At 42.5% G+C, this 26,205-nt stretch carries 24 protein-coding genes; 15 read left to right on the top strand and 9 right to left on the bottom strand.

All coding sequences use genetic code 11. The features are described from left to right. Positions 1–370 precede the first annotated feature (370 nt). The 3 genes from ACKU35_RS15475 (at position 371) to ACKU35_RS15465 (ending at position 5,306) form a co-directional block, all read left to right on the top strand. Positions 371–2,500 (top strand): hypothetical protein, encoded by a 2,130-nt coding sequence (locus tag ACKU35_RS15475; protein ID WP_319760568.1) that lies wholly within the window; start codon positions 371–373, stop codon positions 2,498–2,500. Positions 2,501–3,506: 1,006 nt separating this feature from the next. Next, on the top strand, positions 3,507–4,070 hold the full coding sequence (locus ACKU35_RS15470) for a tyrosine-type recombinase/integrase (protein ID WP_319760566.1): 564 nt from the start codon (positions 3,507–3,509) through the stop codon (positions 4,068–4,070). An 84-nt stretch (positions 4,071–4,154) separates the two neighbouring features. Further along, the gene (locus tag ACKU35_RS15465) at positions 4,155–5,306 is read left to right on the top strand and encodes a tyrosine-type recombinase/integrase (RefSeq protein ID WP_319760564.1); all 1,152 of its coding nucleotides are present in this window, start codon (positions 4,155–4,157) and stop codon (positions 5,304–5,306) included. 137 nt (positions 5,307–5,443) lie between these two features. Here the strand turns inward: ACKU35_RS15465 and ACKU35_RS15460 are convergent, their stop codons facing one another. The 3 genes from ACKU35_RS15460 to ACKU35_RS15450 all read right to left on the bottom strand — a co-directional run bounded on the left by ACKU35_RS15460 (position 5,444) and on the right by ACKU35_RS15450 (position 7,309). After that, on the bottom strand, positions 5,444–6,181 hold the full coding sequence (locus ACKU35_RS15460; protein ID WP_319760562.1) for a transporter substrate-binding domain-containing protein: 738 nt from the start codon (positions 6,179–6,181) through the stop codon (positions 5,444–5,446). 85 nt (positions 6,182–6,266) lie between these two features. Further along, positions 6,267–6,659 (bottom strand): hemerythrin family protein, encoded by a 393-nt coding sequence (locus ACKU35_RS15455; protein ID WP_319760560.1) that lies wholly within the window; start codon positions 6,657–6,659, stop codon positions 6,267–6,269. 101 nt (positions 6,660–6,760) lie between these two features. Continuing rightward, positions 6,761–7,309: a hypothetical protein gene (locus ACKU35_RS15450; RefSeq protein ID WP_319760558.1), complete on the bottom strand. Its 549-nt coding sequence runs from the start codon at positions 7,307–7,309 to the stop codon at positions 6,761–6,763. Between the two features lie 181 nt (positions 7,310–7,490). Here ACKU35_RS15450 and ACKU35_RS15445 point away from each other — a divergent pair, with 181 nt between their 5' ends. The 5 genes from ACKU35_RS15445 (at position 7,491) to ACKU35_RS15425 (ending at position 14,251) form a co-directional block, all read left to right on the top strand. Further along, complete coding sequence (locus ACKU35_RS15445; protein ID WP_319760555.1) at positions 7,491–8,252, top strand: transporter substrate-binding domain-containing protein; 762 nt, start codon at positions 7,491–7,493, stop codon at positions 8,250–8,252. Positions 8,253–8,362: 110 nt separating this feature from the next. Then, positions 8,363–8,725, top strand: coding sequence for a response regulator (locus tag ACKU35_RS15440; RefSeq protein WP_319760553.1), 363 nt, complete (start codon positions 8,363–8,365; stop codon positions 8,723–8,725). Between the two features lie 118 nt (positions 8,726–8,843). Beyond that, on the top strand, positions 8,844–11,000 hold the full coding sequence (locus ACKU35_RS15435; RefSeq protein ID WP_319760551.1) for a PhnD/SsuA/transferrin family substrate-binding protein: 2,157 nt from the start codon (positions 8,844–8,846) through the stop codon (positions 10,998–11,000). 452 nt (positions 11,001–11,452) lie between these two features. Next, a complete protein-coding gene (locus ACKU35_RS15430) occupies positions 11,453–13,903 on the top strand; it encodes a pentapeptide repeat-containing protein (RefSeq protein WP_319760549.1) in 2,451 nt (816 codons plus the stop codon). Positions 13,904–14,098: 195 nt separating this feature from the next. Beyond that, positions 14,099–14,251: a hypothetical protein gene (locus ACKU35_RS15425; RefSeq protein WP_319765442.1), complete on the top strand. Its 153-nt coding sequence runs from the start codon at positions 14,099–14,101 to the stop codon at positions 14,249–14,251. Here the strand turns inward: ACKU35_RS15425 and ACKU35_RS15420 are convergent. Next, on the bottom strand, positions 14,219–15,151 hold the full coding sequence (locus ACKU35_RS15420; protein ID WP_319760547.1) for a hypothetical protein: 933 nt from the start codon (positions 15,149–15,151) through the stop codon (positions 14,219–14,221). The two genes, ACKU35_RS15425 and ACKU35_RS15420, sit on opposite strands and share 33 nt — an antisense overlap. Before the next feature lie 140 nt (positions 15,152–15,291). On the opposite strand from ACKU35_RS15420, the gene ACKU35_RS15415 reads away from it, so the two are divergent. Next, complete coding sequence (locus tag ACKU35_RS15415) at positions 15,292–15,621, top strand: DUF6573 family protein (RefSeq protein WP_319760545.1); 330 nt, start codon at positions 15,292–15,294, stop codon at positions 15,619–15,621. On the opposite strand, the gene ACKU35_RS15410 is transcribed toward ACKU35_RS15415, so the two are convergent. The 3 genes from ACKU35_RS15410 to ACKU35_RS15400 form a co-directional block, all read right to left on the bottom strand. Beyond that, entirely contained in the window at positions 15,612–16,136 is a 525-nt protein-coding gene (locus ACKU35_RS15410; protein ID WP_319760543.1) for a hypothetical protein, read from the bottom strand. The two genes, ACKU35_RS15415 and ACKU35_RS15410, sit on opposite strands and share 10 nt — an antisense overlap. Before the next feature lie 48 nt (positions 16,137–16,184). Further along, positions 16,185–16,484: a hypothetical protein gene (locus ACKU35_RS15405; RefSeq protein ID WP_319760541.1), complete on the bottom strand. Its 300-nt coding sequence runs from the start codon at positions 16,482–16,484 to the stop codon at positions 16,185–16,187. Between the two features lie 93 nt (positions 16,485–16,577). Continuing rightward, complete coding sequence (locus tag ACKU35_RS15400; RefSeq protein ID WP_319760539.1) at positions 16,578–17,045, bottom strand: RHS repeat-associated core domain-containing protein; 468 nt, start codon at positions 17,043–17,045, stop codon at positions 16,578–16,580. Positions 17,046–17,578: 533 nt separating this feature from the next. On the opposite strand from ACKU35_RS15400, the gene ACKU35_RS15395 reads away from it, so the two are divergent. From ACKU35_RS15395 to ACKU35_RS15385, 3 genes are all read left to right on the top strand, one after another. Beyond that, the gene (locus ACKU35_RS15395) at positions 17,579–19,069 is read left to right on the top strand and encodes an AMP-binding protein (RefSeq protein WP_319760537.1); all 1,491 of its coding nucleotides are present in this window, start codon (positions 17,579–17,581) and stop codon (positions 19,067–19,069) included. 64 nt (positions 19,070–19,133) lie between these two features. Further along, positions 19,134–19,370 (top strand): acyl carrier protein, encoded by a 237-nt coding sequence (locus tag ACKU35_RS15390; protein WP_319760535.1) that lies wholly within the window; start codon positions 19,134–19,136, stop codon positions 19,368–19,370. Position 19,371: 1 nt separating this feature from the next. After that, positions 19,372–20,391 (top strand): hypothetical protein, encoded by a 1,020-nt coding sequence (locus ACKU35_RS15385; protein ID WP_319760533.1) that lies wholly within the window; start codon positions 19,372–19,374, stop codon positions 20,389–20,391. An 84-nt stretch (positions 20,392–20,475) separates the two neighbouring features. On the opposite strand, the gene ACKU35_RS15380 is transcribed toward ACKU35_RS15385, so the two are convergent. Next, a complete protein-coding gene (locus ACKU35_RS15380; protein WP_319760531.1) occupies positions 20,476–21,066 on the bottom strand; it encodes a hypothetical protein in 591 nt (196 codons plus the stop codon). Positions 21,067–21,286: 220 nt separating this feature from the next. Between ACKU35_RS15380 and ACKU35_RS15375 the strand changes: the two genes are divergently transcribed. The 3 genes from ACKU35_RS15375 to ACKU35_RS15365 are packed head-to-tail and all read left to right on the top strand — an operon-like array spanning position 21,287 to position 24,884. After that, positions 21,287–23,572 carry a xanthine dehydrogenase family protein molybdopterin-binding subunit gene (locus ACKU35_RS15375; RefSeq protein ID WP_319760528.1) on the top strand — a complete coding sequence of 762 codons (2,286 nt, stop codon included), beginning with the start codon at positions 21,287–21,289 and terminating at the stop codon, positions 23,570–23,572. Continuing rightward, complete coding sequence (locus tag ACKU35_RS15370; protein ID WP_319760526.1) at positions 23,569–24,048, top strand: (2Fe-2S)-binding protein; 480 nt, start codon at positions 23,569–23,571, stop codon at positions 24,046–24,048. Before ACKU35_RS15375 ends, ACKU35_RS15370 begins: the two co-directional genes overlap by 4 nt. Then, positions 24,045–24,884 carry a xanthine dehydrogenase family protein subunit M gene (locus tag ACKU35_RS15365; protein ID WP_319760524.1) on the top strand — a complete coding sequence of 280 codons (840 nt, stop codon included), beginning with the start codon at positions 24,045–24,047 and terminating at the stop codon, positions 24,882–24,884. Before ACKU35_RS15370 ends, ACKU35_RS15365 begins: the two co-directional genes overlap by 4 nt. Before the next feature lie 4 nt (positions 24,885–24,888). On the opposite strand, the gene ACKU35_RS15360 is transcribed toward ACKU35_RS15365, so the two are convergent. Next, on the bottom strand, positions 24,889–26,070 hold the full coding sequence (locus ACKU35_RS15360) for an MFS transporter (RefSeq protein ID WP_319760523.1): 1,182 nt from the start codon (positions 26,068–26,070) through the stop codon (positions 24,889–24,891). Positions 26,071–26,205 lie beyond the last annotated feature (135 nt).

Raw genomic sequence — 26,205 nt, 5'->3', positions numbered from 1 at the left:
TTAGGAAGTAATTGGTAACGGCAGAACCGACAGGTGATTCATCGGTCTTGCCGTTACCTTCCACAGCCTGCTGATTACTACAATATAAATTATATCTTTAACAATTTGTAACATCTTAAAATTGCACAGCAGTAGCTCGTTCTGAAGCACTGCTGGACGATTCTGACCCGTGCTGCCTCATCCTGAAAACACTGCTGGACGATCCTGACCCGTGCTGCCTCATCCTGAAAATTCTTCTGGACGATCCTGATCCGTGCTGCCTCATCCTGATGACCGTTCTATATCGTTCTCTGATCTAAGAGTAAAAAAAATAAAGATATAAGAGGGGTATAGCCAATATTCACTGTATGCGGCTACCAAAGGAGGATTTATGGCTGATTACTACAGACATAATCCAGAGTTCGAACATCAAGATTATGATTTAGAAGATGATGATCTTGAATTCGGAAAACAAGAAGAGGCTGAGGTGTTTGCTGTGATGGATGGAACTCCTGTATCCACAGAATCTTTTTCTGAACCGGAAGATTTGGATACATTGGAAATTCCGAACGATGAGAATGCAGAGCGAACAAATAAAGTTGTACCGCTGGTTGCTCCGATAAATTCAATTGAAGCTCCACAGGTGCAACTCAGCAGCAACGATGATTTAAATCTTATGAAGAAAGAAGAAGTTGCTGCTTCTGCTGAGATAAGTGACCTACCGATTTCACAGCAGTTCCAATCTGGATCGAAAGATTTAAATATTCTGAAAGCTCTCAATTTTGAACCGGAGGATACTAATTCTGAAGCGGTGCAAAAGGTTGATTTGGCAAATTCAACTGAAGCTCCACAGGTCCAATCTGGATCGAAAGATTTAAATATTCTGAAAGCTCTCAATTTTGAACCGGAGGATGCTAATTCTGAAGCGGAGCAAAAGGTTGATCCAGTAAATCAAAGTAAAACACTTCAGGTGTTACCTGATCAGGTAACACCGATTATACAACCTAAACCCATTCCAAAGTCATCCGGCAAGAAGTCCCAGCAATCTCAGTCGCCTAAATCTTCAAATGAATATAAAAGTGCAATAGATTATCTGCATGATGTTATTGAAGATTGTGAATTGTTTTTAGATAAAAATGAAAATACATTTGCTACTATTGAAGTTAAAGGTGTAAAGAAAGATCTACCTGTTAGGTCAAAAAAGTTTAAAAAAATTATACTAGTAAAAGCTAATCGAGCTTCAAACTATAAGATGTTTCCAAGTAAATTTGATATTGAAACAGCTGTTTCAATGGCAGAAGGAATTGCTTATGAAAATGAGAGAGTATGTGAAGTTTATACTAGAATGAATTTCAATGGTAAAAGGCTTGTTCTGGACTTGTGTAATGCTAAAGGTGAGATTGTTTATCTGGATAGCAGTGGATGGCATGTTCGTCTTAAAGGTACTGAAAAGTTTCATCAAACTAAACATATGGAAGAACTCCCAAGGCCAAAAAGGAATGGAAGTCTCATCCCATTTATTAAGCTGTTAGGCTTGAAAGATTCGTATAGTGCTATAATATGCATATCTTGGATAATATCTAAGTTTGATACTGCATCTGAACATCCAATTTTGTGTATATATGGTCCTGCTGGTTCAGGTAAGACTACTTATGCAGAAATATTTAAACGCGTTTTCGATCCAAGTAAACTTAAGCCTTTATCCGTCAAAGGCGATGCAAGAAATATTGCTATTCAATTGAATGCAGGTGATATTACTGTCTATGATAACGAAACTAGGATTTCAGACACTAAGTCAAATCTTCTTTGCAGAGCAATCACTGGTGGGTCAGAGTTTAATCGGCAATTGTATACTGATGATGAAGGTTTTGCCATAGATCTTAAAGGTCGAATGATCGTTACAGGTATTGATATACCGTTTTCGCAGCCTGACTTAAGAGATAGGGCATTATATGTTGAGTTGAATCGCCTTAGCTCTAATGAACGTCGGTCCAAAAAAGACATAATGAAAGGCTTCGAAGAGATCAGAGCAGAAACATTAGGTGCTTGTCTGGATATTATCCAGAAGGCACTAAAGCTTCGTGAACAAGGTGGTTATTCAGATCCTATCTTAAAGGTTAATCGCATGGTGGACTTTTACGACACTGCCAATCTTGTGGCGGAAGCTGCTGGCTTTGGAGCAGATAATTTCGCCAAAGCAGTTAAACGTTCGAAAGCTAATGCTAATGTTTCAGAAGTTGTATATGAACCACTGCCAACTGTTGTCGCAAGTCTTCTTGATAAGAACTTCCTCGAACATGGAATTGTGGAAGAAGGCAGGTTCGCGAAAGATTGGTATGAAAGACTCATCAAACACGCACCGTCAATTGACATTGATCTAAAAGAACTGCCCAAGGCACCCAATACGTTTACCAGAGAGCTCCGAAAGCAGATTGTGGATCTTGATCACCTCGGCTGGGGGGTGACGTTCAAACAAAATGTAAAAGGTCGTACGGAGATCACATTCAAGAAATTGGATTGATCTCATTTAATATTAACTAATACAGCCGCATACAGTGACATGGCTACTCTGTGTCTTCATTGGTCTTGGAGATACTGAGAGATATTTGAGAGGTGTTTTTATAAATACCTCTCAATGTAAATGTTTAAAAATATTGCAGAAATTCTTTCGTGAGAGATATTAGCGATATTTTAGGGGCAGTTTTAATAATATAATTTATTTTAACTTATACTTTTACTTCTCTCTTCTGTTGCAGGAAAGAAGAAGATAAAAAATAGAATATATAAATTAATATTATAATATTATAAATTTGTTGAAAATATCTCCAACATCTCTCAAAATGCTACTTTTTCAAATAAAATTAATTAGTTATCGTTGAGAGATACTTATTTAATACCTCTAAAATATCTCTAAATATCTCTCAAATCTTCTCATGAATGAATCCATCTGATTCTTATGAACTGTATCTTTCTCAGTAGATGCACAATATGTAGCGTTTAGTCATCATAAGATGAATACACTATAGTTTTTTCATATTGTTCAAGATATAAAGATATATAATACCACTGTTAATCAGTGTAGCTACATCTTTAACATTGGAGGTGCTATGGAAGATGCTAAAAGTGAAAGTCATTCAAATACTTTTGCGGATAGTTAGATCACCATTGACCCGTGAAATGCTTAAAGCTGCTTTAATCGTATTCATACGAAGAAAAGTTTAATTGGGCATTATCTGGAAAAGACTGCTCTTCGTGGGTAGTCTTTTCTTTTTTACGTTTATAGCTCTTTTGAACGGCGGAATTGCCAGCCAACACCCCCCGACATCTACTCTGAACCAATATAGATATTTTCCTCCACCGAACCAATGTACGTTTTCTAGGAGAATCGTACATTCCAGTGTTCAATCCCAAAAAATCTACGAACTTGAACGGGTTACAGGCGAATCTGAAATTTCAGTTTCAGCCGTGCCGTTTTGAATGGTTGGTTTTACCATAATACCAATAATTTCGTACATTCAGGAGGAAAAATGAAAGTTGAACCTATTACTTCGATGAAGGATGTAAAAAACATTAAGCGGCTGCTTCAGGATCATCCCAGAAACCTGTTGCTGTTCATTATGGGTATTAACTCAGGTCTGAGGGCGCAGGATATTCTGACTCTGCGAGTAGTAGACCTACTGGACAAGAGGGTCGGTGACCGGATCGTGGTCACAGAGAAGAAAACCGGGAAACAGAATGTTGCGATCATCAATAAGGAAATCGCTGATACCTTCCAGAAGTATCTGGAGTATTACGAATGCGAAGCTGATGAAGGCCAGTTCCTGTTCCAGAGTCGTAAAGGCAAGAACTATCCCATAACAACCTACAGGGTGACAGGGCTTTTGAAGGAGTGGACCAGTGCGATAAACCTGAAGGGAAACTACGGTGCTCACAGCCTGAGAAAAACGTTCTGCTACCAGCAACGGGTGCATTTCGGGGTGTCATGGGAATTGCTGAGCAAGCGTCTTAACCATTCCAGTCCGAGCGTAACTCGAAGGTATATCGGGGTACAGGACGAGGAAGTCGAATCCATCCTTCTCAATAACATTTAATGCTGCTTCTATGGAGTGTCTGTATACTTGGTATACGGGTACTCCTTTTCTTTTTTAATTCGCTGATATAAAAGGGGAGTACACATGAGTGTCCACAAACGTGGTAACAGTTATTTCGTTCGATACCGGGATCAATCTGGAAAACAACGGAATAAGCATTTCGGTGTCGGTAAAGCTGGCAAGTCGAAGGCTGAGGAATTTGATCTTCAGGTCAAGCTTGCCAAAAAGAAGAAGCAGCAAGTGGTGATGCTGTCGGAGTCGGATGTGAAGTTACAGGAACTACTCGATCTTTATCTGAAGGATTATGGCCTGAGGGGTCAGAGTGCTGCCCAAGCCTACAACATAAGGCGGACTATGGAGAGTAAGATTATTCCAAAGTTGCCTAACAAGCGAGTTGACAGGCTGACTTATGCAGACCTGCTGAATATGTTGGAGCATTATCCAAAGCTTAACCAAAGCACCAAGAACAGGTACTTCGCATATCTTCGCGCTGTGTTTAATTGGGGGATCGCCCACGACTATATCACGGTAAATCCGCTCCAGAAATGGAAGATGAGTAAAGAAGCTCCCAGACAATTCGAAATAAGCTTGGAGGAGCTTACACAGATAATCAGGCACAGTCCGCCGCATTTGCAGCTGATCATTGAGATGACGTTTTATCTGGGGCTCAGGCCCGGAAAATCTGAGTTGTTCAAGCTGAAGTGGGATGACGTAGATTTTGAGAACCGCAGAGTTTTTGTTTTCGCTACTAAGACTAAGCAGAACAGATATGTTCCGATACCTGACATCTTGATTCCCATACTTAAGAAAGCAAAGCGTAAAGCCAAGACTGAGTATGTAATTGAATATAATGGTAAACCTGTGTTGCGTGTAGATACTGCCCTTAAGACTGCGAAGGAGAAAGCAGGGATCACCAAGTCGTTCAGGTTATACGATCTCAGGCACATGTATGCCACATTGATGATGACCCAAGGAGGTGACCTTGCTGCTGTCAGTGCCAATCTTGGACATAGTGATATTTCCCTGACAGCGAACACCTACTATCAGCCGATGGAGAAAGAGAAGGCCAGGGCAGCAAACTTGCTACCGCAACTTGATGTTGATGGATCACGAGAGCGGTCAAGAAAGCTTGCTGAAAAGAAAAAGCGAGATAGAGAAGCTGCTAATCCTAAAAAGAAAAAGAAGAAAAGGTCTAAAGTTACAAAGAAGGGGTATGCATTCTTTGATGGGGATTAGTGTGACTGTTACAGAACGCTCCTGCTGTGTTGACCATAAGGTGTAAGAGTTCCGACTTGATCTGACAGATTTCAGAAAGGTGTGCTAACAGCTGACTTCTCTTCTTCAGTTCTTTGTAATTTTTTCTTAGCCTTTTTTTATTTTCGGTTTTTATCAAGTAAGAAGCCTGTCGTTTCTTGTACTATTCGATCATATGTTCCGTCGCGTTTCATCTCGCGCAAAGCTTTTGCTAGAGGTTTAGCCAATTCTTTATTGTCTTTGTGGAGATAAAGAAACATATCTTTACTTGCTAAAGGTGGTTCAAGGTGCTTGATACGATTACAATCTAATTTTTTTATCCATTCATATCCAAGCATTTTGGAAAAAAGAGCAACATCGAGCCGTTCTTTATCAAGCATCAAAAAGAGCTGATTTGCACTCATGAGCCGTTTTACATGAGGAAAATTATGGGTATTTTGCTCTAATATTTTCCAACCTTTTTCAAGTCCTATTTTGTACGGACGAAGGCTTTCCCAGTCACTTATTGGTATGTCTTTGGTTGCAAAGGCTACAAAATGCATCGTCATATTAGGTTCAGGTACTTGGATTAAATGAGGAAATTTCTTTTCCATACCTGCTACTCTATTTATTTCAGCATCAAACATTCCTTCATTGACTGAAATCAATGAGCGTTCATTAGGAGTAAACACAACTTTGGATTTGAGCCCGATCCGTCTAAAGGCTTCATTAACAATACGATCTAGCATACCTGCTTGATCTGGAGTAGAGAAGAGTGTTTTATATGAAGTGGATATGCGGTATATCTTTTCGCCTGCACATACATGACTGCTGACAAAGCACAGCATAAAAATTACTATAGCTGCAAAGTATTTCATAAATCCTTAAATCGATTGATTTAGCCTGTTTGTCAAGTTTAGAATGTATACTATATTTTTTACTGTGATGGCTGGTTTTCAAAAATTATTTGCTTTTGATATACTTCATTATTTTTTGGTCACTTGTAATTATGTGCTCGACCAGCCAATTATTTAAAAATTCAAGCATATCCTGAAATGGAATATAGTTACTAAATACAGCCTCTTGGTAGTCCTTAACTTTGTTGACGAACTGCTTATGTTCATCAATATGTTTTTCAAGGTCAGGGTAACCATTTTCTTTCATGAAATCTTCTTCGTCTCGGAAATGTTCTTGAGCGTATTTTTCCATTTTGCCAAGACACTTATATAATGCGTTTTCTTTATTTTCAGAGCTAGCATCAGCCAGTTCGTTAATCGTCTGGAAAAGAGATTTATGCTGTGTGTCAATTCGTTCGTTTCCAACACTGTATTTATTCTTCCATGCAGCAAAAGGCATTTTAGATCTCCTCGCCAAGGTGATTCAAAACATCCGCATGCTCAGTATGCCATTTTATCTTTCTATGTTTCAAGTATTTTAATTTGTTGGTGTGTCATGGCCTAGTGCACCACAACTTCAACCCCGGTCACTGGATTCCTGAAAGCTACTTCATTGGCGATCCAGCGTATATGGGATTTCAACATCATCCTTCCATTTTCGGAGTCTATCGATCCGGCAGTTTGATCCATCAGGTATGACTGAATCCGGTTTCTACGACTGGTAGCACCGACTTCTATATTGAGGATTTGGTTATCCTCGAATTCATAAACAGTGGACAGTTTCAGCCTGCGCCCGTCCTTCAGTTTCACCAGAAAGGTTTCCACGTAATCTGATGAATCAGGCCAGTCAGTGGTAATTGAGATGGTTCTTGATGCAGGGGAGTAGGTGATATGCTGGAATCCTTTTCCTGTGCTGACTTCGATTTCGTTGTCATTGAGAATTACTGGTATGGTTTGAGATTCAGCTGCGGTGGTCAATGTCAGCTCCAGAAACTGTTCTTTGGTGGTAAAAGATATTACTTCATCGATGGTTGTTGCCCCTGCTGTGTTAGCCAGAAGGATGCAACTCAAGATCAATGCTATTAGAATTATTGATTTTATGATTTTCATTTGATTTCTCCTGTGACGGTGAAGTTCGGTTGACCGAAGATTTCGATTGTTACAAATTTTAAGTAATTATGGGTTGTATGAATGAAAAAACTTGAAAAAGAATTGAACTTGTTGAATATAGAAGATGAAAGTTTTTTTGACTCACTAGGGTGATAGATCGTTAATGTGAATGGGAGAAAATGTGTACAGTAAGTTTAATTTAAATACCAAGCAAGCTATATCTTTTTTTACTGTGCTAGCTGTAATTGTTCTCGGTAGTCCTAGTGTTTGGGCGAGAGAACGGTTAAATATATGGTATATAGATTATCCTCCGTATTATTTGAAAGAAGGAGGAGAGGCTACAGGTTTGTTAGTGAGTCGTGTTAATGAAATTATGAAACAAGCAGGTGTCGTTGTTAATTATACCTGTTTTCCAGCTAAACGCATTTTACGTGCTATAAAAAGTAATAAAGAAGTTGCTTCTATTGGTTGGTTTAAAACGAAAGAAAGAGAGAAGTATGCTAAATTCTCATTACCCATTTATACGAATAAGCCGGTAGGAGTTTTTGCATTAAATGCTGTCGCAGATGAAATAATGATCTTTTCATCACTCGAAGATATTATGGATAGTAAGCAATTTAAGATAGGAGTAATAGATGGACAATCCGAAGGAGATTTTGTTGATGGGCTGATTAAAAAATATCAACATCAAGTTGTTTCTGTTACAGGAAAGCAAGTTCAATTGATTCGGATGTTGGTGGCGGGGCGCTTCGATTTTATATTGTTACCCCCCGAAGAAGTAGGCGAACTCACTAAAGAAGCAGAAGTTAATTTGAATTCATTTTCCTTGCTGCCAATGAATGATATACCGAGTGGAAACAAACGGTATATTATGTATTCAAGGTCGGTGTCGCAGGAAATTATCGATAGGGTTAATTCGGCAATTGTAGATCTGTGCCACTAAAATTGAGATTTATATTTTTACATAGCAATCAAATGCAGCATATTTTATGAGTAATAGCATGTGTTTGTCGTTTTGATTGGTCAGCTAGTGTTTTATTTATAAGGATTAGTATGAAAGTTTTAGTTGTAGAAGATGATCCGACAAGCCAATTGCTCCTCAAGATGTTGTTAGAAAAAATGGAATGTGAAGTCATTGTTACAGGCAATGGTTATCTTGCAATTGAAATATTAAGTTTAAACGCAATCGATCTTGTTTTCATGGATGTAAATATGCCGATCATGAATGGTAAAGAAGCTGCTAAACGTATTCGTGGTGGGGAGGCAGGTGTAGATAATATTCAAATACCGATCATAGCTTGCACAGCGCATGATCTAACTGAGCAAAAAAGAATTATAGATTCTGGTTTTAATGATATTATGATTAAACCTATAGAAATAATAGATGTAAAGAGAGTCTTAAACTCTTACAGGTGAGCAAGTTTTTGGTCAACCGGACTGGTCAGCTAATCCTCTTGATTCGCAGTTTACAGAACACCCTCTTTGATATTAAAATCTATCATGTTGGCAATTCTCAAAAAAGCAAAAATAATTTATGTATAGAATTACAATACTAATCATTGCGTTTTTTGCATTACTTTGGTTCTCGAAAATATCTGAAGCAGCCAATTCAGATGTCAAAATTGGTGTTTTAGCTAATAGAGGTAAAGATATATGTGTTGATCGTTGGTCACCTACTGCAAAATATTTAACGGATTCCATACCGCATATAAAATTTACTATTGTTCCAATTGAATTTGGTCAGGTAAAAAAATATGTAGCTAATAATATGGTTGACTTTATTTTAGTAAATCCAGCAATTTATGTAGATTTAGAAATAAATTTTGGCGTAAACAGAATTGCAACATTAAAAAGTAATCGACTAGGGAAGCCGCACACAGAATTCGGAGGAGTTGTTTTTTCTCTTAAGAAGAATAACATTAAGCAGTTTAAAGATCTTAAAGGAAAACACTTTATCGCTGTAAAAGAAAATTCGTTTGGCGGATGGCTAACAGCATGGCGTGAATTAAAGGTTGCAGGAATAAATCCTAGCCAACATTTTTCATCTCTCAAGTTCGGGGGAACACATGATGAAGTTGTACATGCTGTAGTCGAAGGAAAAGCTGATGCTGGCACAGTGAGAACTGAAATACTGGAAGAAATGGATAAAAAAGGTATTATAAATATAAATAGTTTTTCAATTCTTAATAAGAATATACAAGGAACATCAGGAAGATTTTTTCGTCAATCTACTCCTAGCTACCCAGAATGGCCAATTGCCAAACTTAAAAAAACTAAACAAGAATTAGCCGAGAAAGTTGCTATAAAGCTAATTGAAATGTCACCAGAATCAGTAGCAGCAAAAGCCGCATCATGTTTTGGGTGGACAATTCCACTAAACTATCAAACAGTCCATAACTGTCTAAAAGATTTAAACTATGGTCCGTACACGAACTATGGGAAAATTTCATTATCTGCTGTTATCAAAAAATATTGGATTGAAATTACTTTAATAAGTATTCTTTTCATCTCCATGATTATTTTATTGCGTTTGCTAAAAATAGCGAAAGCAAAAGCTGTGTCAGCAAATGAAGCAAAAAGTATGTTTCTAGCAAATATGAGTCATGAAGTTAGAAACCCACTTCATGGGGTTATGGGAATGCTACAGCTTCTACTCGACACGTCACTCAATCTAGAGCAAACCAATTATGTCAGGACTGCTTTACATTCTTCAAAACATCTATTGCAAGTAATTAATGACATTTTAGATTTCTCTAAAATTGAAGCAGGAAAACTTGATATAGAGGCTGCACCATTTAACGTATCCGAAACAATTGACCAATGCGTAAATATTTTTCAAAAGCAATTGAGTGAAAAGCAAATTATTTTGAATGTTTCTTTAGACCAAAATATGATAGCAGCATATTTAGGCGATGGAGGGAGAATCAGTCAAATTCTTGTAAATTTGATCAGTAACGCTATTAAATTTACAGAAAAAGGAACTATCGATATTAAAGTTCACTCTAGACCTTACGATGAAACAGGTCACATCATGTTATTTTTCGAAGTAAAAGATACAGGAGTCGGTATTCCAACAAACAAGGTTGACCAAATGTTTGATTCTTTTACTCAAGCGGACAACTCTTTGTCTAAAAAACACCAAGGAACTGGACTGGGCTTGTCAATTGTTAAGCACTTAGTTGAGCTGATGGGTGGAAGTATACGCATTGAAAGTCAGGAAGGCGTAGGAACGACATTGTATTTTAGTGTCTTAGTGAAAGAGTGTGACACAAAATTAAACACGGATATATCAGATCCCATTAGCCCAGCCAGCTTAACTTCGTTAAAAATTTTACTTGTAGAAGATGAAAAAGTTAATCAGATTATGGCAAAACGTACTTTAGAGAAAATGGGGCATACAGTAACTTGTGCTAACAATGGAAAAGAATGTTTAAATATATTGCAGAAAGATAGTTTTGATTTAATTTTAATGGACATGCAAATGCCTATAATGGATGGGCTTGAAGCTACCAGTATAATACGAACAGCCCATGAATTTTCAAAAATTTCAAAAATTCCGATTATAGGACTCTCCGCACATGCAACATTAAAATTTAGAGATAAAGCTTTACATGTAGGTGTAACGGAATACCTTACTAAACCTTTTGAGCAGGAGCAACTTGTAGCAGCTTTAATTAATATTGCTAAATAGCAATGATTTAATAATTCAAAAAAGTACATTCATGTCAACCATATGCCAACCTGTGTCAACAAATGTGAGTGCTTACTTATAATTATATTAAAAATAAGTTCAATTAATTCAGTGAGTTACGACCAACAGAAAGGATTCCTAATCCTGGTGCCGCAGGTTCGATTCCTGCCGGGGTCACCATCTAGTACAAAAGTAGTACAATATTAAATGGTTAGCTCATTGTTTGGGTTAACCCTTTTCTGTGTTTATTTGCGTTTTTTTGGAGTGCTGCCAACCTGTGGTGCCAACCGGGGTTGGGTGAGTGGCGTTTTGATTGTTGTTATAATTAACTGTGTGTTTTGTCAAACATGTGTATTGACCAAAGATAGTAAGTGTAGCTAATGGTGTCGTTATGAGCTAAATATAAAGTTTGTGTAAGTCAGAGTGTTTTGTTTTTCTGATGAGGTAGTTAAGTGCAAGTCGCGATTATCATTGTTTACACTGTCCTCTTTGTTCTTCTTTGTAGGAAATATCCCAAGTTTTATAATTATTCTGGGGCTCGTCTTGTTTGTGAAAAATTATTCCCACGAACTAAAGGAGAAGAGGACGATATAAACTACACCAAGCCAAGTAGTTTCATGCCATGGCTTGTGAGTATTTACATTGTGCTGTTTGGTATAGCGACAACTCGTTATGGGCAAGCAATTGATTCTCTGGAGACTCAGCTATTGGCATTTCAATCAAGGATGGCAACAGATAATAAAAACGAGGCTTGTTCTGGTATTTTTTATTTACAACAGAAGCGAGTACCTCTTCAGCCAGATTTGCTTTTTTTTTGGAAAACAATTGCTTCTTTCAGCATGAATGAAGAGCCCGATGCTGTTCGTGAGGTCGTTAAGCAATCAATTGAAGCATACAAAAAAGAATTACATGATGCGCGGTTAAGCCAAATAGATTTACACAGTCTTAATTTATATGGCGCAAATTTGAATGGCACTAGCCTTATTAAAAGCAATTTAAATAATAGTGTTTTATCATTATCTAATTTGAATGAAGCTAATCTTACAGATGCAAGTGTAAACTCAACAAATTTACGAGAAGCAAGTTTAGTAAAAGCTAAGTTAAATGGAGCGAATTTTAACAAATCTACTCTTGATGGTGCCGATTTGACATCTGCAAATTTAAATGGGGCTACTTTTAATAATGCTTCTCTTATGTGGTGTAAGGCAAAAAATGACTTATATTCAGAGATAGAAGAAATACACAAAGCTGCGCAAGATTGGAGAAGGAATGTTGCCATTGAATTTGACCCGTCAAATTTCAATTTAAGGCCCTTAAAAAGAACTAGCTTGAGAAGAGCTTCGTTGCATAATACAATTTTTGATGGCGCTAGTATGGTCGGAGTTGATTTTAATAATTCTCAAGCTGTTAATGCAACGTTCGACTGTGCTAAAATGGATGAATCTTATTTCAACAAGACCCTTCTTCTTCAGTGTCGATTTCATAATGCTAGTCTAAGTAATTCTACTTGGGGTTTTTCTGCTATTTTTAACTCTGATTTAAATGGTGCTTCTCTAAATAGATTAGTTGCTAATAACACCAGTTTTTATGGATGTGATATGAATAGGGTAAGCCTAGATTACAGTAGGTTCTTTAATTCAACAATTCATAGCTCTAGTGTTACGGATTGTTCGTTTAATGGTCAGCAGTTAAATAGATTCGTTTTTCAGGATTCTGATATTGCTAATGTTAATTTAAGTGGAGCGAATTGGTTGAATGTGGGAGTACAGAACTGTTCTTTGACTAATGCTGGTTTTAAAAAAACATCGGTTTTTAATTCTACTTTTGTTAATTCAAATCTTGAAGGATCATTATTTAATGGAACAAAAGTCTATAAATCTCATTATAACTCAGTTAATTTAAGTGGTATTAAGGTTCAAGATGCTATTTTTGGTGAAAATTTATTTTACGATGTAGTTTTTGATGCGAGTAGAGTTGCTGATTCTAATTTTAGTAATTGTTATATCTGGTCGTCTGTTTTTACTGACAATTTTATTAGCGGTGGAGAGTTTAAATATACTAACTTCAGTAGCTCTGATATATCGAACTCTTGTTTTGAAAGTGTAAATTTAGATCATGCTATTTTCTTTAAATCTAATTGTACTAAATCAAAATTCAAAAAAGCTACACTCCGAAGCTCATATTTTGATTACGCAGATATGAATGCTGCTACATTTTTATTTGTTAACGCAAATAATTCTACTTTTACTAATTCAAGTTTGTCTGGTTCAAGTTTTTGTAATTCCAGTTTTTATAATGTTAATTTTGAGGACGCAGATTTTCGAGAAGTGGTATTTAATGCTACTGATTTAAGGTCATATTTTGTTAATTCAAATTTAGAAGGCGTGACTATTTATAACTCAAATATGCAAGGGGCTAATTTAGAGAATGCCAATTTGGACAAAAGTATGTTTAAGAATAGTAGTTTAGTCGGTGTATGTTTTCGCAAAGCTAATTTAATGAATTCCGTGTTGAAAAATGAAAATTTAAATTTTGCTATATTTTCAGAAGCTAATTTAGAAGATATTGATCTTAGTGGAGCAAGTTTAGTTTTTGTAAAAATGATGAATTCTAATCTTGAACATGCGGTTTTTGAAAATGCATATCTAAATAAGGTGAATTTTAGTAATGCTCATTTGAGTAACTGTTCATTCGATAACTCAAAAATTATAAGTTCAGATTTTACTAATGCGACATTAATTGGTTCTGATTTTAGTAATGCAATAATAAAAAACACTGATTTTACCGGTGCTGCAACTCTATATCAGACAACTCTGCCAATACAGTTAGAACAAGTTATCAAAAAGACTCATCCACAGCTTTTTGATAAACCCGTCTGGTTTGTTGAAAAAGTAATCCCGTAATCTAAAATATGAATTAGCCTTTAGAACACGTCACCGTCTTCGGTCAACCGAAGAATCCACTACAACTCCACACCCCAACACTGATCCACAGAATCACCAAAAAAATCAAATCCCCCCAGTGACCATATCAAACCAATCAGGATAACCTTCAATTTTCATGATTATTTAACAATATGAAATTGAAGGAGATTCTTGGTGGTAATTAACTGCGATCCACTGTTTCGGATGATTTATTCCTATACCCGTAAGCAGGCAATCGAAGACGGAAACCTGATCGATGTGACCGGGCAGGCGCAGGAAACCGGATTCAAGGTGTTATTGTTTCAAAGCTTTAAGAGTCTGTTGTGATAAGCAAGGGTTATCCAGCATAAAAATTTTTCTCTTATTGAGTTGTGCTCTTTGGTACAGGTTTCCAAAATGTTTCTGGAATAGTTCATCAAATACACCATTCTGCATGATTTTTTTTAAGCCACATTCAATGCGTTTTGCTAAACGTGGATTTTGGGGTGAAACAAAGAAGAATGTAGGTAAAGGAATTTTTAACGCAATAGTTGGTTCAATCGTTATCTCAGGATATTCAGTTTTTCTTAATTCCAACTCTTTATATATTTCATTAAGTCCTCTTGGGAAGTAATCGAATCGATTTATGACCAGCATTTTGAATAATCCATCATAGTTATTCCCAGATACAATATTAAATCCCTGTCTTTGCAGTGCTTGGGTAATACTCCATGTTTTTCCAGAACCAAGTCGTAGTTTTTTTAACTCAGCTAGGCTGTCGGTATTAGAGAATAAGTCCAGCTTGTTTTGTTTTATCAAAAATAGCCTGATTCCTAACAGTCCTTTTAAAATGGGTATTCTTATAGGGATTGTTTCTTTTTCCCATTCTGTACGTGCAGCTACAATGTCAACGTTTACCGCTTTACCAGATGCTACTTCACGTAAGTCTCGGTTCTGAGATGCTTCTCGTTGAATGAGGTCGATTTTAAATGGTCCAAATTCGTCTTTAGTTGCTTCCATTACTTTATAGTACAGTTCAATGTCATATAGTGATCTTGGGTCATATTGCGATTCAGGAATAAAGGATTTTAGAACATCATCTGCATATAGATGAGTCGGCAAAACTATGCATGTGATTAGTGCTAAAATAATCTTTTTAACCATGTTGATATTCGTCCAGTTAAATTTTTTTCTTATCTTCTCCGTAGCATATTGTTGTTTTTTTTGTAAATCTATTTCTGTACCCAATAGTAAATAAAATTATCTTCGCATCTGATCCACAGAATCACCCCAAAAAATCACAAGACCCCAGTGACCAAATCAAACCAATCAGGATAACCTTCAATTTTCATGATTATTTAACAATATGAAATTGAAGGAGATTCTTGATGGTAATTAACTGCGATCCACTGTTTCGGATGATTTATTCCTATACCCGTAAGCAGGCAATCGAAGACGGAAACCTGATCGATGTGACCGGGCAGGCGAAAGAAACCGGATTCAAGGTTCCAGTGGCTGTTTCTTTAAACCTGTATGAACGATACATCACTCCACCGAAAGGACTTGAAGGCGAAGGGCAGAGCGTTACTGGTCGGTCGTTACGCTCAAGCTCAGCCTCGCACAGAAGGCCAATGAGTGTGCGAAGGTCGGAGTCGGATAATTCTTGGATTTCTTTTTCTGTGATGTCGAAGATGTCTTGCATAGTTTTTTACTTGTAGTCGGTTTCTGGTCGAATATTGCATGTTATTTCTCCAGAATACTTAGACAAAAAGGTCATCGGTTCTATTACTTGAAGATGTAGTTCAAGGTTGTCACTACTGTTTTTGTATGGAAGGTTAAATTGAAGAATAGAAATGGATGAGCTAGTAGTTGATTCTAGCAAATATTTTCTTTGTGGCTGAATGGTAATTCCTTCATCTAGAGTAACGCCATCAGAAATAAATTTGTATTTTAAGGTTCCTGTTTCTTTACTGAAATTGAAATCAAGTGTGTTGTTTCGAATTATTAATTGGGTAAAAGCATCAGGATCTGGGACAGATATATATAAACAATGGGGTTCAATGTACTTGTGCTTCACCGGAAGAACAATTGTAGTCCCATTCTTGGTCACATCAAATTTTTTTTCGATGATGGGCGCATAGAATTTCTCTGGAAAAATAAAGGATTGAAAGATGTTGCTATTGTAGATTGCCAGTAGGCAGATTATTATGCCTAGAAATATGAATTTTCTCATTATTAACTCTGGATTCGGAGGGGCGATGCCCCTCCTGAACCATTCATTTTATCTCATTCGATCTCCGCGTTCCAATTCTTCATATCGTTTGCGAAGTTTGTCTGCATAGTCCTGACAATTGTTCTTTTTCTTCCCTGTGATAGGATTGCCCAAAAGTGAGTATTCTCCCTCTTTTACGCTTTTTTCAGCCCTATCCATGCGTTTGTCGTCATATTGTTTTTCTTCGAGTTCGTATTCATCTTTATTTTCTTTACGCTTTTTGCCTTTTTTGAAGAATCCAACGTTGTCACCGCTGCCATCTTCATAGAAGCCATGCTCATGCTTAGGTTCGACATTCTCTTCATCCATGGCTTCTTCTACATCATCACCAACTGCTTCGGCCAGAGCTGATCCCAGTTTACCAGGGGGTGTTTTTTGGATGACTTCTTTGACTTTTTGGGCTTATTTGGTGTCGAGAAATTTCAGTGCTCCAAGTCGTCTCTTACCGAATCGAAACAACCTCAGCGGATCAGTTCCATTCACCGGTTCATCCTGACAATAAGCATATACATCCACATCGCCACCGGCATATCCCAGCGGATCAGGTGAAATGAAACGACCAATGACCGGATCGTATTCCCTGAAGCCGAAATGGATCAAGCCTGTATCTTCATCATAAAGACCGCCAGCAAATCCAAGCGGGATGTTGAATTCAGGGTTGCTGTTCATTATCTTTCTACCGAAAGAATCGTATAGGACTTCCTGTATGCTGTTTCCCGACAAATCCGCAACTGCAAAGACGCTACCCAATTGATCGGTGCCGAGCAGGTAGGTCTGTTTACGGTGGATCATGCCGACCGCTTTTCCTGCTTTGTTGTACTTGGACACAGTGGTTCCGCTGCCGTCTTCCATAGCTGAAAGGGTAACCAAATCTTTCCAATGATAACGCTGGACCAGCTTGCCGTTGATATATTTCTCTGAGCGGAAACCGTCTTCATCGAAACGGTATTCAATGGTTTTGCCATCGGGCAGCAGTATTTCACAAAGCTGACCGGATTCCAGATAAGCATAGCGGGTAGTGCCGCTGGGATCGTTTTTTCAGCAAGGTAGCCGTCTTGTAGCCCTCCACCAAATTGGTGAAATTATTTTGGTCAATTGCTGGATAAAATTATAAACAAAAACAGATTGATACGCTAGAGATAATGCAATTTAGGCTGGTGGATCGCTCAAGTTAGGTAAAAGGAAAATTATGGACGAGAACAGAGATATGTAAAAGGGGCCGGATGTAGATCCGTTTCCCTGTGCATCTCGGAAAATGGTGGGCGGCGGGGGGCGGTGTATCAGTTATAGGTTGAGAGATTAGTCCATTTAGGCTTATATCTTCCTACGTTATTCGGATCAGTTCCGAGTATCAGCTGCAGGTGTTGACCTGCTGAATGATCAGCAACATGGAGGATAATTCGATGAGTAAACAATCCGAATATAATTTTGCGGCGGATTTGTTGCATCGTGGTACTCGTTGGGCGGATAGGACTGCACTGATCTGCGGTGAGCGCACAGCAACATATGCCGAACTGGGTGCGATGGTCAGGCGAATGGCTTCAGCGATACGAAATCAGGGGGGCCTGCATGGGGAGCGTATCCTTATTGCCATGCCGGACAGTATGACCTCCATGACAGTTTTTCTCGGGGGACTTTTGGCAGGAGTGAGCGCATCATTTGTTAATAATCGCGTAATGTTATCTGATTATGAGGCCTTTCTGGAAGATTGTGGAGCGAAGCTGGTAGTTGCCAACGAAGGTCATCCCGCTCTGGACGCGGCATCTTCCGTCGAATGTCGGAATATTGCGTTGGACGATGACGGCCTTGCCCGATTTCTGGAAAATGAGTCGGATGATTTCATACCTCATCCTGCCTTCGGCGGGGGAGAGGCTGTGATTCTCTATTCCTCGGGGAGTACAGGGCACCCTAAGGGTATCCCTCATACCCATTCCGATTTTCGTATTGTTGCTGAATCCGCTTATGATGATCTTGAGTTGGAATCAGGCAACGTCGTCCTTAGTACAGCAAAGCTGTTCCATGCATACGGACTTTATTCTTCTCTGTGCGTTCCGCTCTGGAGCGGCGGCGCAACCGTTCTTTTCGGTGGTAAACCGGATACGTTGTCCATCCTTAATGCCTTTGCAGACCATGGGGTTACTGTTTTCACTTCCTCACCTACATTTTACGCCATGCTGCTCATGAGCGTTACAGACACGACGCTCTTTGCCGGTCTCCGCCTGTGCATGTCTTCTGGGGAGGGACTGCCGGAAGCTATTCAGAACGCGTGGAAGGAACAGATGGGCATTGATATTCGGCAGGGCTACGGCTCCAGCGAATCCATGACCGTAAATATTCGCACCAAATCACCTGATTTTACCCCCGGCACAATCGGGAGGCCTATTCCTCCGTTTGAGGTTGCGGTCCTTGATGACGGCCATATGCCCGTCCAGGACGGAATCGAAGGTGAACTGGCTCTGAAAGGACCGACCATGACTAAAGGCTACCTGAATATGCCGGGTAAAACTGCTGCCCTGTTCTCTGCAGACGGGTGGATGCTTACTGGCGATCTGGCCCGGATGGAAAATGGGGTGGTTAGCGTGCTGGGCCGCAAGGATGACATGTTCAAAGCCGGTGGCCAGTGGGTTTCGCCTATCAGGGTGGAAAATGTATTGCTTGGACATCCTGCTGTGGCTCAATGTGCTGTTACCGGAGGATCTGCGGGAGCGTTTACCATGGTGCGCGCTCATGTGGTGACCAGTCCTAATACCGAAGCGGATCGGAGCTTGATGGATGAACTGAGGCAATATGCTGCTGAACATCTGCCAGAGTTCATGGTCCCCAATGAAATTCTATTTCGTAAGGATATGCCCATGACTCCGCTTGGAAAGATTCAGCGTTTCGTCTTGCGGTAGGCTGGATATTTTATATCGCGTCCGGTTTAGTTCGTATATTCATAATAGATAAAGGGAGTTTTTCATGTCTGTAACTGTCGCCAATGTCATAGAATTGTTTGCCTCCGTCGTTCCCCCTGAAACCTTGAACAAGATAGATCCTGATAAGCCTCTGCTGACTCAGGGTGTGGATTCGCTTGCACTGACCACTCTGGCCGTGGCTCTGCAGCGGGAGTTCTCCATAGAACTGACCATTGCCGATACTATTGCCCTGCGGACTGTTAATGACATTGTGAACTTCATCAACGCGAAAGGGAAGTGACATGTCCAGCAGAGATCAGGCTATCGAGACCTTGCGTGCAATCCCAGACCCGGTTCTGCCGGATTTGCCATTCGAGGTTGTGCCTTTTCGACCGGAGCATGCAGAAGGTTTGGCCCGACTGTTCCTGACTATTTACGGTGATGCCTATCCCATTGATGCCTATTACATTCCCGATGCCATCCGTGCAGAGCAGGAGCGCGGCAATGTCTGTTCCATGGTGGCCGTTCTGGAAGATGGATCGATAGCAGGGCATATGGCCCTGTATCATTCTTCAGCTCCGTTCAAAGGATTACTGGAGTGCGGGATGGGCATGATCCACCCTCATTACCGCAGTTCCTTTATGCTCTTTTTTCTGTTCAAGGAACTTATTGAGGGGCCGGCCAAAGAGGTGCCTGCTCTCTACGGTGAAGCTGTATGTGATACCATTGCCACCCAGCATCTGAGTTCTCTGTATGGTTTCATGGAGACCGGCATTGAGCTGGATTTGCTGCCGGACAAAGGCGAGGGCCGTGTTTCATGCCTCTATCAAAGCAGGGAAAGCGGAACTGTCCAGCGCATAGTGCATGAGCCAGCAGGATTGGAGGATGCTTTAGCCTTCTTCATGGATGGGTATGAACCGAAACGAGTCACGGTTTCGGCCGATGCCGATCTGGTGGCACCTGCCACGGATGCGACTGTGGAATATTTTGAGTTTGCCGGGGTTTTGCGGGTTAGTGTTGTACGCCCCGGTATGGATTTCATGGATTATGTCCGGGCCATGGAAGAAGACGCGAGCCGTAGCCGTAAGGGATGCGTTAATATTCAGTGGTTTTTGAATTTGGGGGTCCCGGAATGCGGGGCCGCTGCGGAAATCCTGCTTGGACTCGGCTGTTTCCCGGTAGGCTTTATACCCCGCTGGTTTGATGATGACGGTCTGCTTCTCCAGAAGTTGACAGTTGAACCGGAGTGGGAGCGGTTGCAGCTTTACTCGGATCGGGCCAAGGGAATCCTTAACCGTCTGCGCGGATTCTATCCGAAATAGGGATGAGTATAAGCAGGGCCTTCTATATGCCGGACAGTCCGGGAAGTGCTGAAGACCCCGATTGAAGGAATTAATCCTGCGTAATTATGGCATCCATGTGATGATTTCCTGTTGCGGATTTTTTTCTTTCCACTCCATGAATTCCTCATAGTTACGGATTCCGTCACGGAGTACTGCCTGATAGATTTCGATCCCCATGACTTTCTGTCCGTCGGGAACAGCGTATTTTATCTCCAGAATGATTTGTTTGGTTTCGGGGGTCAGTTTGTCTCGGATGGCATCCGCAACACGCTCAAAGTATCCGGCGTAAGGAGAGTCCATATGAATTTGTATCATATCGATCTGCCATGTTTCCCCGTCAGGGTTTTCGTACCATGCATGCCATTCAATGCACTGGTCTTCAGCGTCCAAAAGATTGGTATATTCAATGCGGCGAATACGCGGATTAAGGGCCAGGCGTGAGATCGCTTCAAATCCGGCAGTAAGGGAGAAAGGATTGCAGTATACATGCATGTCGATATCGGGATTGCGCATTAAAAGCCCCATACGTACGGAGCCTACCAATTCGGCTTGCAGCCCAGCAGCAGCCCAGATTTCCAAGATTTTCGTTTCGTCAAGAACACGTTTGGCGCGCTGTTGATTGTTCTCAGCCAGCGCCATAATATTGTTGGTCATGTAAAAATACCTATTAATGCTGTCCTGAAGACAGATAGAAAGATTTAGAGTTCACAATACGGTGATCCCGTAGGGGATTCATTTGTTGGGAAAAGTACTTTTTGTCCAAGCATATACGTGTGAATGTTTCTATTATGATATGGTCGATTTCTTCGCTTTCCTTTAATTGACAAACCTTAACGGCTATATCATCGTTTCTGGTAATTAACTAGGAGGTTTCATGTCCTCAGCGCATAAATTGGGCTCTCGCTCACCTCGTTTTGATGCTCCCGCTAAGGCTCTCGGCAGGGAGATATTTGCTTCGGATGAATACCCTGAAAATATGGTTTGGGCAGGAGCATTGCGTGCCGGAGTACCTCATGGTCTAATTCGCAGTTTGGATACTTCGGCAGCCCGAAAGATACCCGGTGTTGTGGCGGTTCTTACCGCTGAGGACGTGCCCGGTGAAAATCGGCAGGGTTTCATCTATTGGGATATGCCTGTGTTATGCATGGACAAGGTGCGCCACGCAGGTGATGCCGTGGCTCTGGTGGTAGCCGAGACGAAGGAGATTCTGGCCGAGGCACTGCGGGCCATCGTTCTTGATATTGAACCCCTTCCTGTTGTGGACACATTGGATAAGGCTCTGGCGCCTGATGCACTCCAGATTCATGACCTTGAAACAGGCAACGTTCTTAAGCAGGCCACCTTGCGCAAGGGTGATGCTCAGGCTGCCCTGAGCCTGTGTGATGTAGTCATCGAAGAAACTTTTTTTACTCCCCAGCAGGCACATTGTTTTCTGGAAACCGAAAACGGCACGGCGCGTATGGATGAGGACGGCATTCTGCATATGACCGTCTCCACTCAGGCTCCCTTTCGTGACCGATTCGAGATAGGACGGGCTTTGGGACTGCCGCCGAACAGGTTGCACATCACCGCCCCGTTTCTCGGTGGAGGGTTCGGGGGTAAGGACGGAGCCACCGTCCAATGTCTTTTGGCTCTGGCCGCCATGCATGCTGGCGGACGTCCGGTAAAAATGTGGTGGAGCCGTGAGGAGAGTATGCTTGCCGGATACAAACGGCATGCGGCACGGATGCATTTCCGGCTCGGAGCCGGGGCGGACGGAACCCTGAGGGCCCTGATTTGTGATCTGGACTACGACACTGGAGCCTATGCCCACCTCGGGGTGGAAATTATGGCTCTCGGTCTGGAGCATGCCAGCGGTCCTTATCGGGTGGAGCATCTGGAGGCCAACGGCCGATGTATCTACACCAATAATCCTGTAGCCGGAGCGTTTCGCGGTTTTGGAGTGGCTCAGGTCTGTTTTGCCTTTGAGGGCATGATGGATCGTCTGGCTGTAAGGCTCGGTATGGACCCCTTGGAATTGCGGCTCAAAAATGCCATCCGTCAGGGGGATAAAAATGGAGTAGGTGTGACTATGGCCCGTTCCACCTGCATGGTGGAATGTCTGGCCGGACTGCAAAACCATCCTCTTTGGCTGTCGCGGAATGAATGGGTGCGTAATGCTCCTTCTTTTACCCGGCGGGGTGTGGGCATTGCCGCGATATATAATGGAATGGGCTATGGTCGGGGGCTTGCTGATGCGGCTGTGGCAAAAATTCGGATGACCGAAGAGGGACGCTTCAGGGTATACAACGGCGTTAGCGATATGGGTCAGGGCAACAGTCCTACCTTTGTGCAGATGGCCTGTGAAATTTTGAATCAGGATGAGTCCCTGATGGAGTTGGTTCAGCCCGATACTGATCGTACCCATCCTTCAGGATCATCGTCCGCCGGACGAACGACATATACCTACGGCAAAGCATTGATCGAGGCTTGCAAAGCCATGCGGGACAAACTCCTGCATCGGGCGGCTATGGTTATGATGGTCGATGACGTCGCGGACCTTGAGCTTGTGTCCGGTGCGGTTTTCCATGCAGCTTCCGGGCGGAAATTTCCCTTGGTCGCGCTGGCAGGTATGCTTCACCGCGAGGACAGGTTCTGTATCGGGGAGGCGATGATGCCCGTAACGCAGGATATGCCTGAGGGCGGTGAAAATTTCAGGCTCGGCTTCCCCCATTTGATTTTTCCCTATGCAGCCCATCTGGTGCGTATTCAGGTGGATGAACTTACCGGTCTTGTGTCCGTATCCGACTACGTGGCCTTCACCGATGGAGGACAGGTGCTTAACCCGCAGAATTTTGAACAGCAGGTGCAGGGCGCGGTAGCTCAAGGGTTGGGTTTCGCTCTCTGGGAGGATTGTGTCTCAGATGAAGGACGCTTGTTGACCACGGACCTGAGTACCTACGTCATCCCCGGAGCCGGAGATCTTCCCGATATCGAGTCCCATGCGGTGAATACGGAAGAGCAGTCCGGTCCTTTCGGCATGAAGGGTATAGGCGAAGTGGGCATGAACGGTCCTCTTCCGGCTGTAGCCTCTGCGCTGCTGCACTCGGGGATGCCCATGACTGAAGCTTCTTTTACTCCGGAAAGAATTCTGGCCGCGCTCGGAGGCGGAAAATTATGATCATATCTTTTGTGTTGGACGGCGAATCCCGGACCCTTGAAGTGGACGGCGGATTGCGTGCTGTGGATGTCCTGCGGGAACACTGCGGAGTGACCGGCCCCAAGGAGGGTTGCGGTACCGGGGAATGCGGTGCCTGTGCCGTGCTGGTCGATGGCGTGACCAGACTTTCCTGCCTGATGCTGGCCGCCCAGTTGGAAGGACACACTGTGACCACAGCGCAGGGATTGGATAAGGACGGGGTGCATCCGGTCCAGAGATCTTTGGTGGAGCTTGGCGGGGTACAGTGCGGTTATTGTACACCGGGCATGGCTGTTACCTCCGCCGAATTTCTTGAGCGTCATCCCGATCCCAGCCGTGAGGAGATTCGCGAAGCCCTTTCCGGCAATCTCTGCCGCTGTACCGGCTATCATAAGATCATCGACGCCGTGGAAGACGCTGCAAAACGGCTGCAAAAAGAGTGTGAGGTGCAGCGATGAATATTCTATTCCCGGTCACAGTAGAGGAAGCTTTGGACTCTTTACAGGCCAACCCGGATGCAAAGGTCATGGCCGGGGGGACAGACCTGCTGGTGAAGCGGCGCGCCGGTTCACCAGCTCCGGGCTGCATTGTCTGTCTGGAGAAGGTTGCGGACATTATGGGCGTCGGGATTCTGGAAGACCGAATCCGTATCGGGGCTGCAACGACCATGACAGCCTTATTGAAAAACGAGGCCGTCCGGGAACAACTGCCTCTGCTGCATAGTGCTCTGAAGTTTTTTGCATCCCCGCTTGTGCGCAACATGGCTACACTCGGCGGCAACATCTGTACTGCGTCTCCGGCAGCGGATTCCCTTCCGCCTCTCTATGTGCTGGGTGCGGAAGTGGAGATTTATTCTTCTACTGGAAAACGTCATATGTCTATCGCCGATTTTATCACCGCTCCCGGTCGGACGGCTCTTGTTCCGGGAGAGTTGCTTGGTGCCGTGACTGTGCCCGTGCCCCTGAAAAATTGTATTCAGCATTTCGAAAAGGTAGGTCGGCGTAAGGCTCTGGCCATTTCTGTTGTCAGTCTGGCTGCACTGCTTCGTATTGAGGAAGGAGTCATCGCTGAGGCCCGTTTGGCGTGGGGTAGTGTAGGACCTACAGTCGTCCGTTGCCCCGAGGCCGAAGCCCTGCTCATGGGGCGTGAGCCGACCATGGAGACTTTCATTAGAGTAGGGGAAAGCGTAAGGCATGCGGTCCGGCCCATCAGTGATATACGCGCCTCCGTAGAATATCGACGGCAGGTGGCTGCCAATCTGGTGCTCAGGTTGGCAGGGCAGGGGACGGATTAGTTTTTTATCCGGGGAGATTATATCTGTGTGAGTTTCGGCGGTGCATACTGCCGGCCAGAATCCCTCCCAGCAGCGGGCAAACCGCAAACCATGCGAACAGATGGGCCGTTGATGTTCCTGCTGCCAGTAGCCCACCGGCCAGTAACGGTCCGAATACATACCCTGCATCCATGGTGAATAACATCATGTTGGTATTGAATCCCCGTAATTGCGGCGGGGAGATTTCGAACATGGCCGCGTTCAACTGCGGAATGGCGAATCCCATGCAAATTCCATAGGCCCCGGCCAGAGACAGAAGTGCTGAGGCCTCTCCTGCGAAACTGAAAAGAGCGATGACTGTCGCCAGTGCCAGCATAACGGCAAACAGCATGGTGAAGCGGTTCATACCGTCCATTAGTTTACCGCAGAATACCCGTACTCCGATGGTTGCGGCAGTGGAAACGCTGAAGAAAAGTCCCGCATTAAGCGTATCGAGTAATGTCAGCCGGTCTTTCATGAAAAAGAAGACTACTGTTGTGGCGGTGAAAAGCAGGCCATTGGCGGCCAGAAGGCGTCCTACTCCCGGTGCGCGGAGATTCGTTTTGATTTCGGAGAATGAAGGGCGGCTATGTGAGGTTCCTCTGTTGTTTTCCGAACTGAGAATGCGTTTACGCAGGTAAGGGAGCACGGGCATGGCTATAAGCAGTGCCGGAGAGAACAGTGCGTAGACATGCGGTTCACTGCCGGCCAGGGGCAGAAGTTTTTCCACCAGCGGTGGCAGTACTGCGTAAGGCAGCAGTCCTGCTATGGCAAATACGCCGAATGCCTGACCTGCCCGCGCGGGGGGAATGGATGCCACCAGCAGTATTACCATTGCCGAAATCAGCAGTACTAATCCCAATCCGTGGGCGATCCGAACCAAGGACAAGGCCCAGATGGTGTCGGCTACGGAATAGGAACACAACGCGCCCATAAGGATTATCAGGGAGACTGCGACTACGGAGATGCTGTTGCGTACGGTCAGAAAGGGACTGATTAACGGTCTGACTGCAAGGGCAGTGAATGGTTCCAGACCCAGCAGAACTCCACGCCAGAATGAGGGAATACCTTGTGTTTCAAGATATGCGTTCAACCCGTAGAACAGGGAAATGTTACAGAAGGCCAGAAATGTAACCGTCATGAGCAGGCAGAACTCAGGGGTCAACAAGGAATTGTCATTTCGGGAAAAAAGAAGCATAGTTGCAGATCTAAATAATAGTATTAGATGTTTCGCGGATGCAAGAGTACTTATCTTTGCTTGCGATTATCGTTTTGATGGACCTTTTGTAAAGTTTTTCTGACA

The organism is Maridesulfovibrio sp. (assembly GCF_963676065.1).
Taxonomy (GTDB): Bacteria; Desulfobacterota; Desulfovibrionia; order Desulfovibrionales; family Desulfovibrionaceae; genus Maridesulfovibrio.
The sequence above is the reverse complement of the archived record's forward strand: the minus strand, read 5'-3'. Positions and strand labels throughout refer to the sequence as shown.

What these genes read in the sequence shown, in the direction of transcription:
- ACKU35_RS15475 (WP_319760568.1), top strand. Translation starts at nt 371, where the DNA reads ATGGCTGATTACTACAGACATAATCCAGAGTTCGAACATCAAGATTAT.
- ACKU35_RS15470 (WP_319760566.1), top strand. Translation starts at nt 3,507, where the DNA reads ATGAAAGTTGAACCTATTACTTCGATGAAGGATGTAAAAAACATTAAG.
- ACKU35_RS15465 (WP_319760564.1), top strand. Translation starts at nt 4,155, where the DNA reads ATGAGTGTCCACAAACGTGGTAACAGTTATTTCGTTCGATACCGGGAT.
- ACKU35_RS15460 (WP_319760562.1), bottom strand. Translation starts at nt 6,181, where the DNA reads ATGAAATACTTTGCAGCTATAGTAATTTTTATGCTGTGCTTTGTCAGC.
- ACKU35_RS15455 (WP_319760560.1), bottom strand. Translation starts at nt 6,659, where the DNA reads ATGCCTTTTGCTGCATGGAAGAATAAATACAGTGTTGGAAACGAACGA.
- ACKU35_RS15450 (WP_319760558.1), bottom strand. Translation starts at nt 7,309, where the DNA reads ATGAAAATCATAAAATCAATAATTCTAATAGCATTGATCTTGAGTTGC.
- ACKU35_RS15440 (WP_319760553.1), top strand. Translation starts at nt 8,363, where the DNA reads ATGAAAGTTTTAGTTGTAGAAGATGATCCGACAAGCCAATTGCTCCTC.
- ACKU35_RS15435 (WP_319760551.1), top strand. Translation starts at nt 8,844, where the DNA reads ATGTATAGAATTACAATACTAATCATTGCGTTTTTTGCATTACTTTGG.
- ACKU35_RS15415 (WP_319760545.1), top strand. Translation starts at nt 15,292, where the DNA reads ATGGTAATTAACTGCGATCCACTGTTTCGGATGATTTATTCCTATACC.
- ACKU35_RS15410 (WP_319760543.1), bottom strand. Translation starts at nt 16,136, where the DNA reads ATGAGAAAATTCATATTTCTAGGCATAATAATCTGCCTACTGGCAATC.
- ACKU35_RS15405 (WP_319760541.1), bottom strand. Translation starts at nt 16,484, where the DNA reads ATGGATGAAGAGAATGTCGAACCTAAGCATGAGCATGGCTTCTATGAA.
- ACKU35_RS15395 (WP_319760537.1), top strand. Translation starts at nt 17,579, where the DNA reads ATGAGTAAACAATCCGAATATAATTTTGCGGCGGATTTGTTGCATCGT.
- ACKU35_RS15390 (WP_319760535.1), top strand. Translation starts at nt 19,134, where the DNA reads ATGTCTGTAACTGTCGCCAATGTCATAGAATTGTTTGCCTCCGTCGTT.
- ACKU35_RS15385 (WP_319760533.1), top strand. Translation starts at nt 19,372, where the DNA reads ATGTCCAGCAGAGATCAGGCTATCGAGACCTTGCGTGCAATCCCAGAC.
- ACKU35_RS15380 (WP_319760531.1), bottom strand. Translation starts at nt 21,066, where the DNA reads ATGACCAACAATATTATGGCGCTGGCTGAGAACAATCAACAGCGCGCC.
- ACKU35_RS15375 (WP_319760528.1), top strand. Translation starts at nt 21,287, where the DNA reads ATGTCCTCAGCGCATAAATTGGGCTCTCGCTCACCTCGTTTTGATGCT.
- ACKU35_RS15370 (WP_319760526.1), top strand. Translation starts at nt 23,569, where the DNA reads ATGATCATATCTTTTGTGTTGGACGGCGAATCCCGGACCCTTGAAGTG.
- ACKU35_RS15365 (WP_319760524.1), top strand. Translation starts at nt 24,045, where the DNA reads ATGAATATTCTATTCCCGGTCACAGTAGAGGAAGCTTTGGACTCTTTA.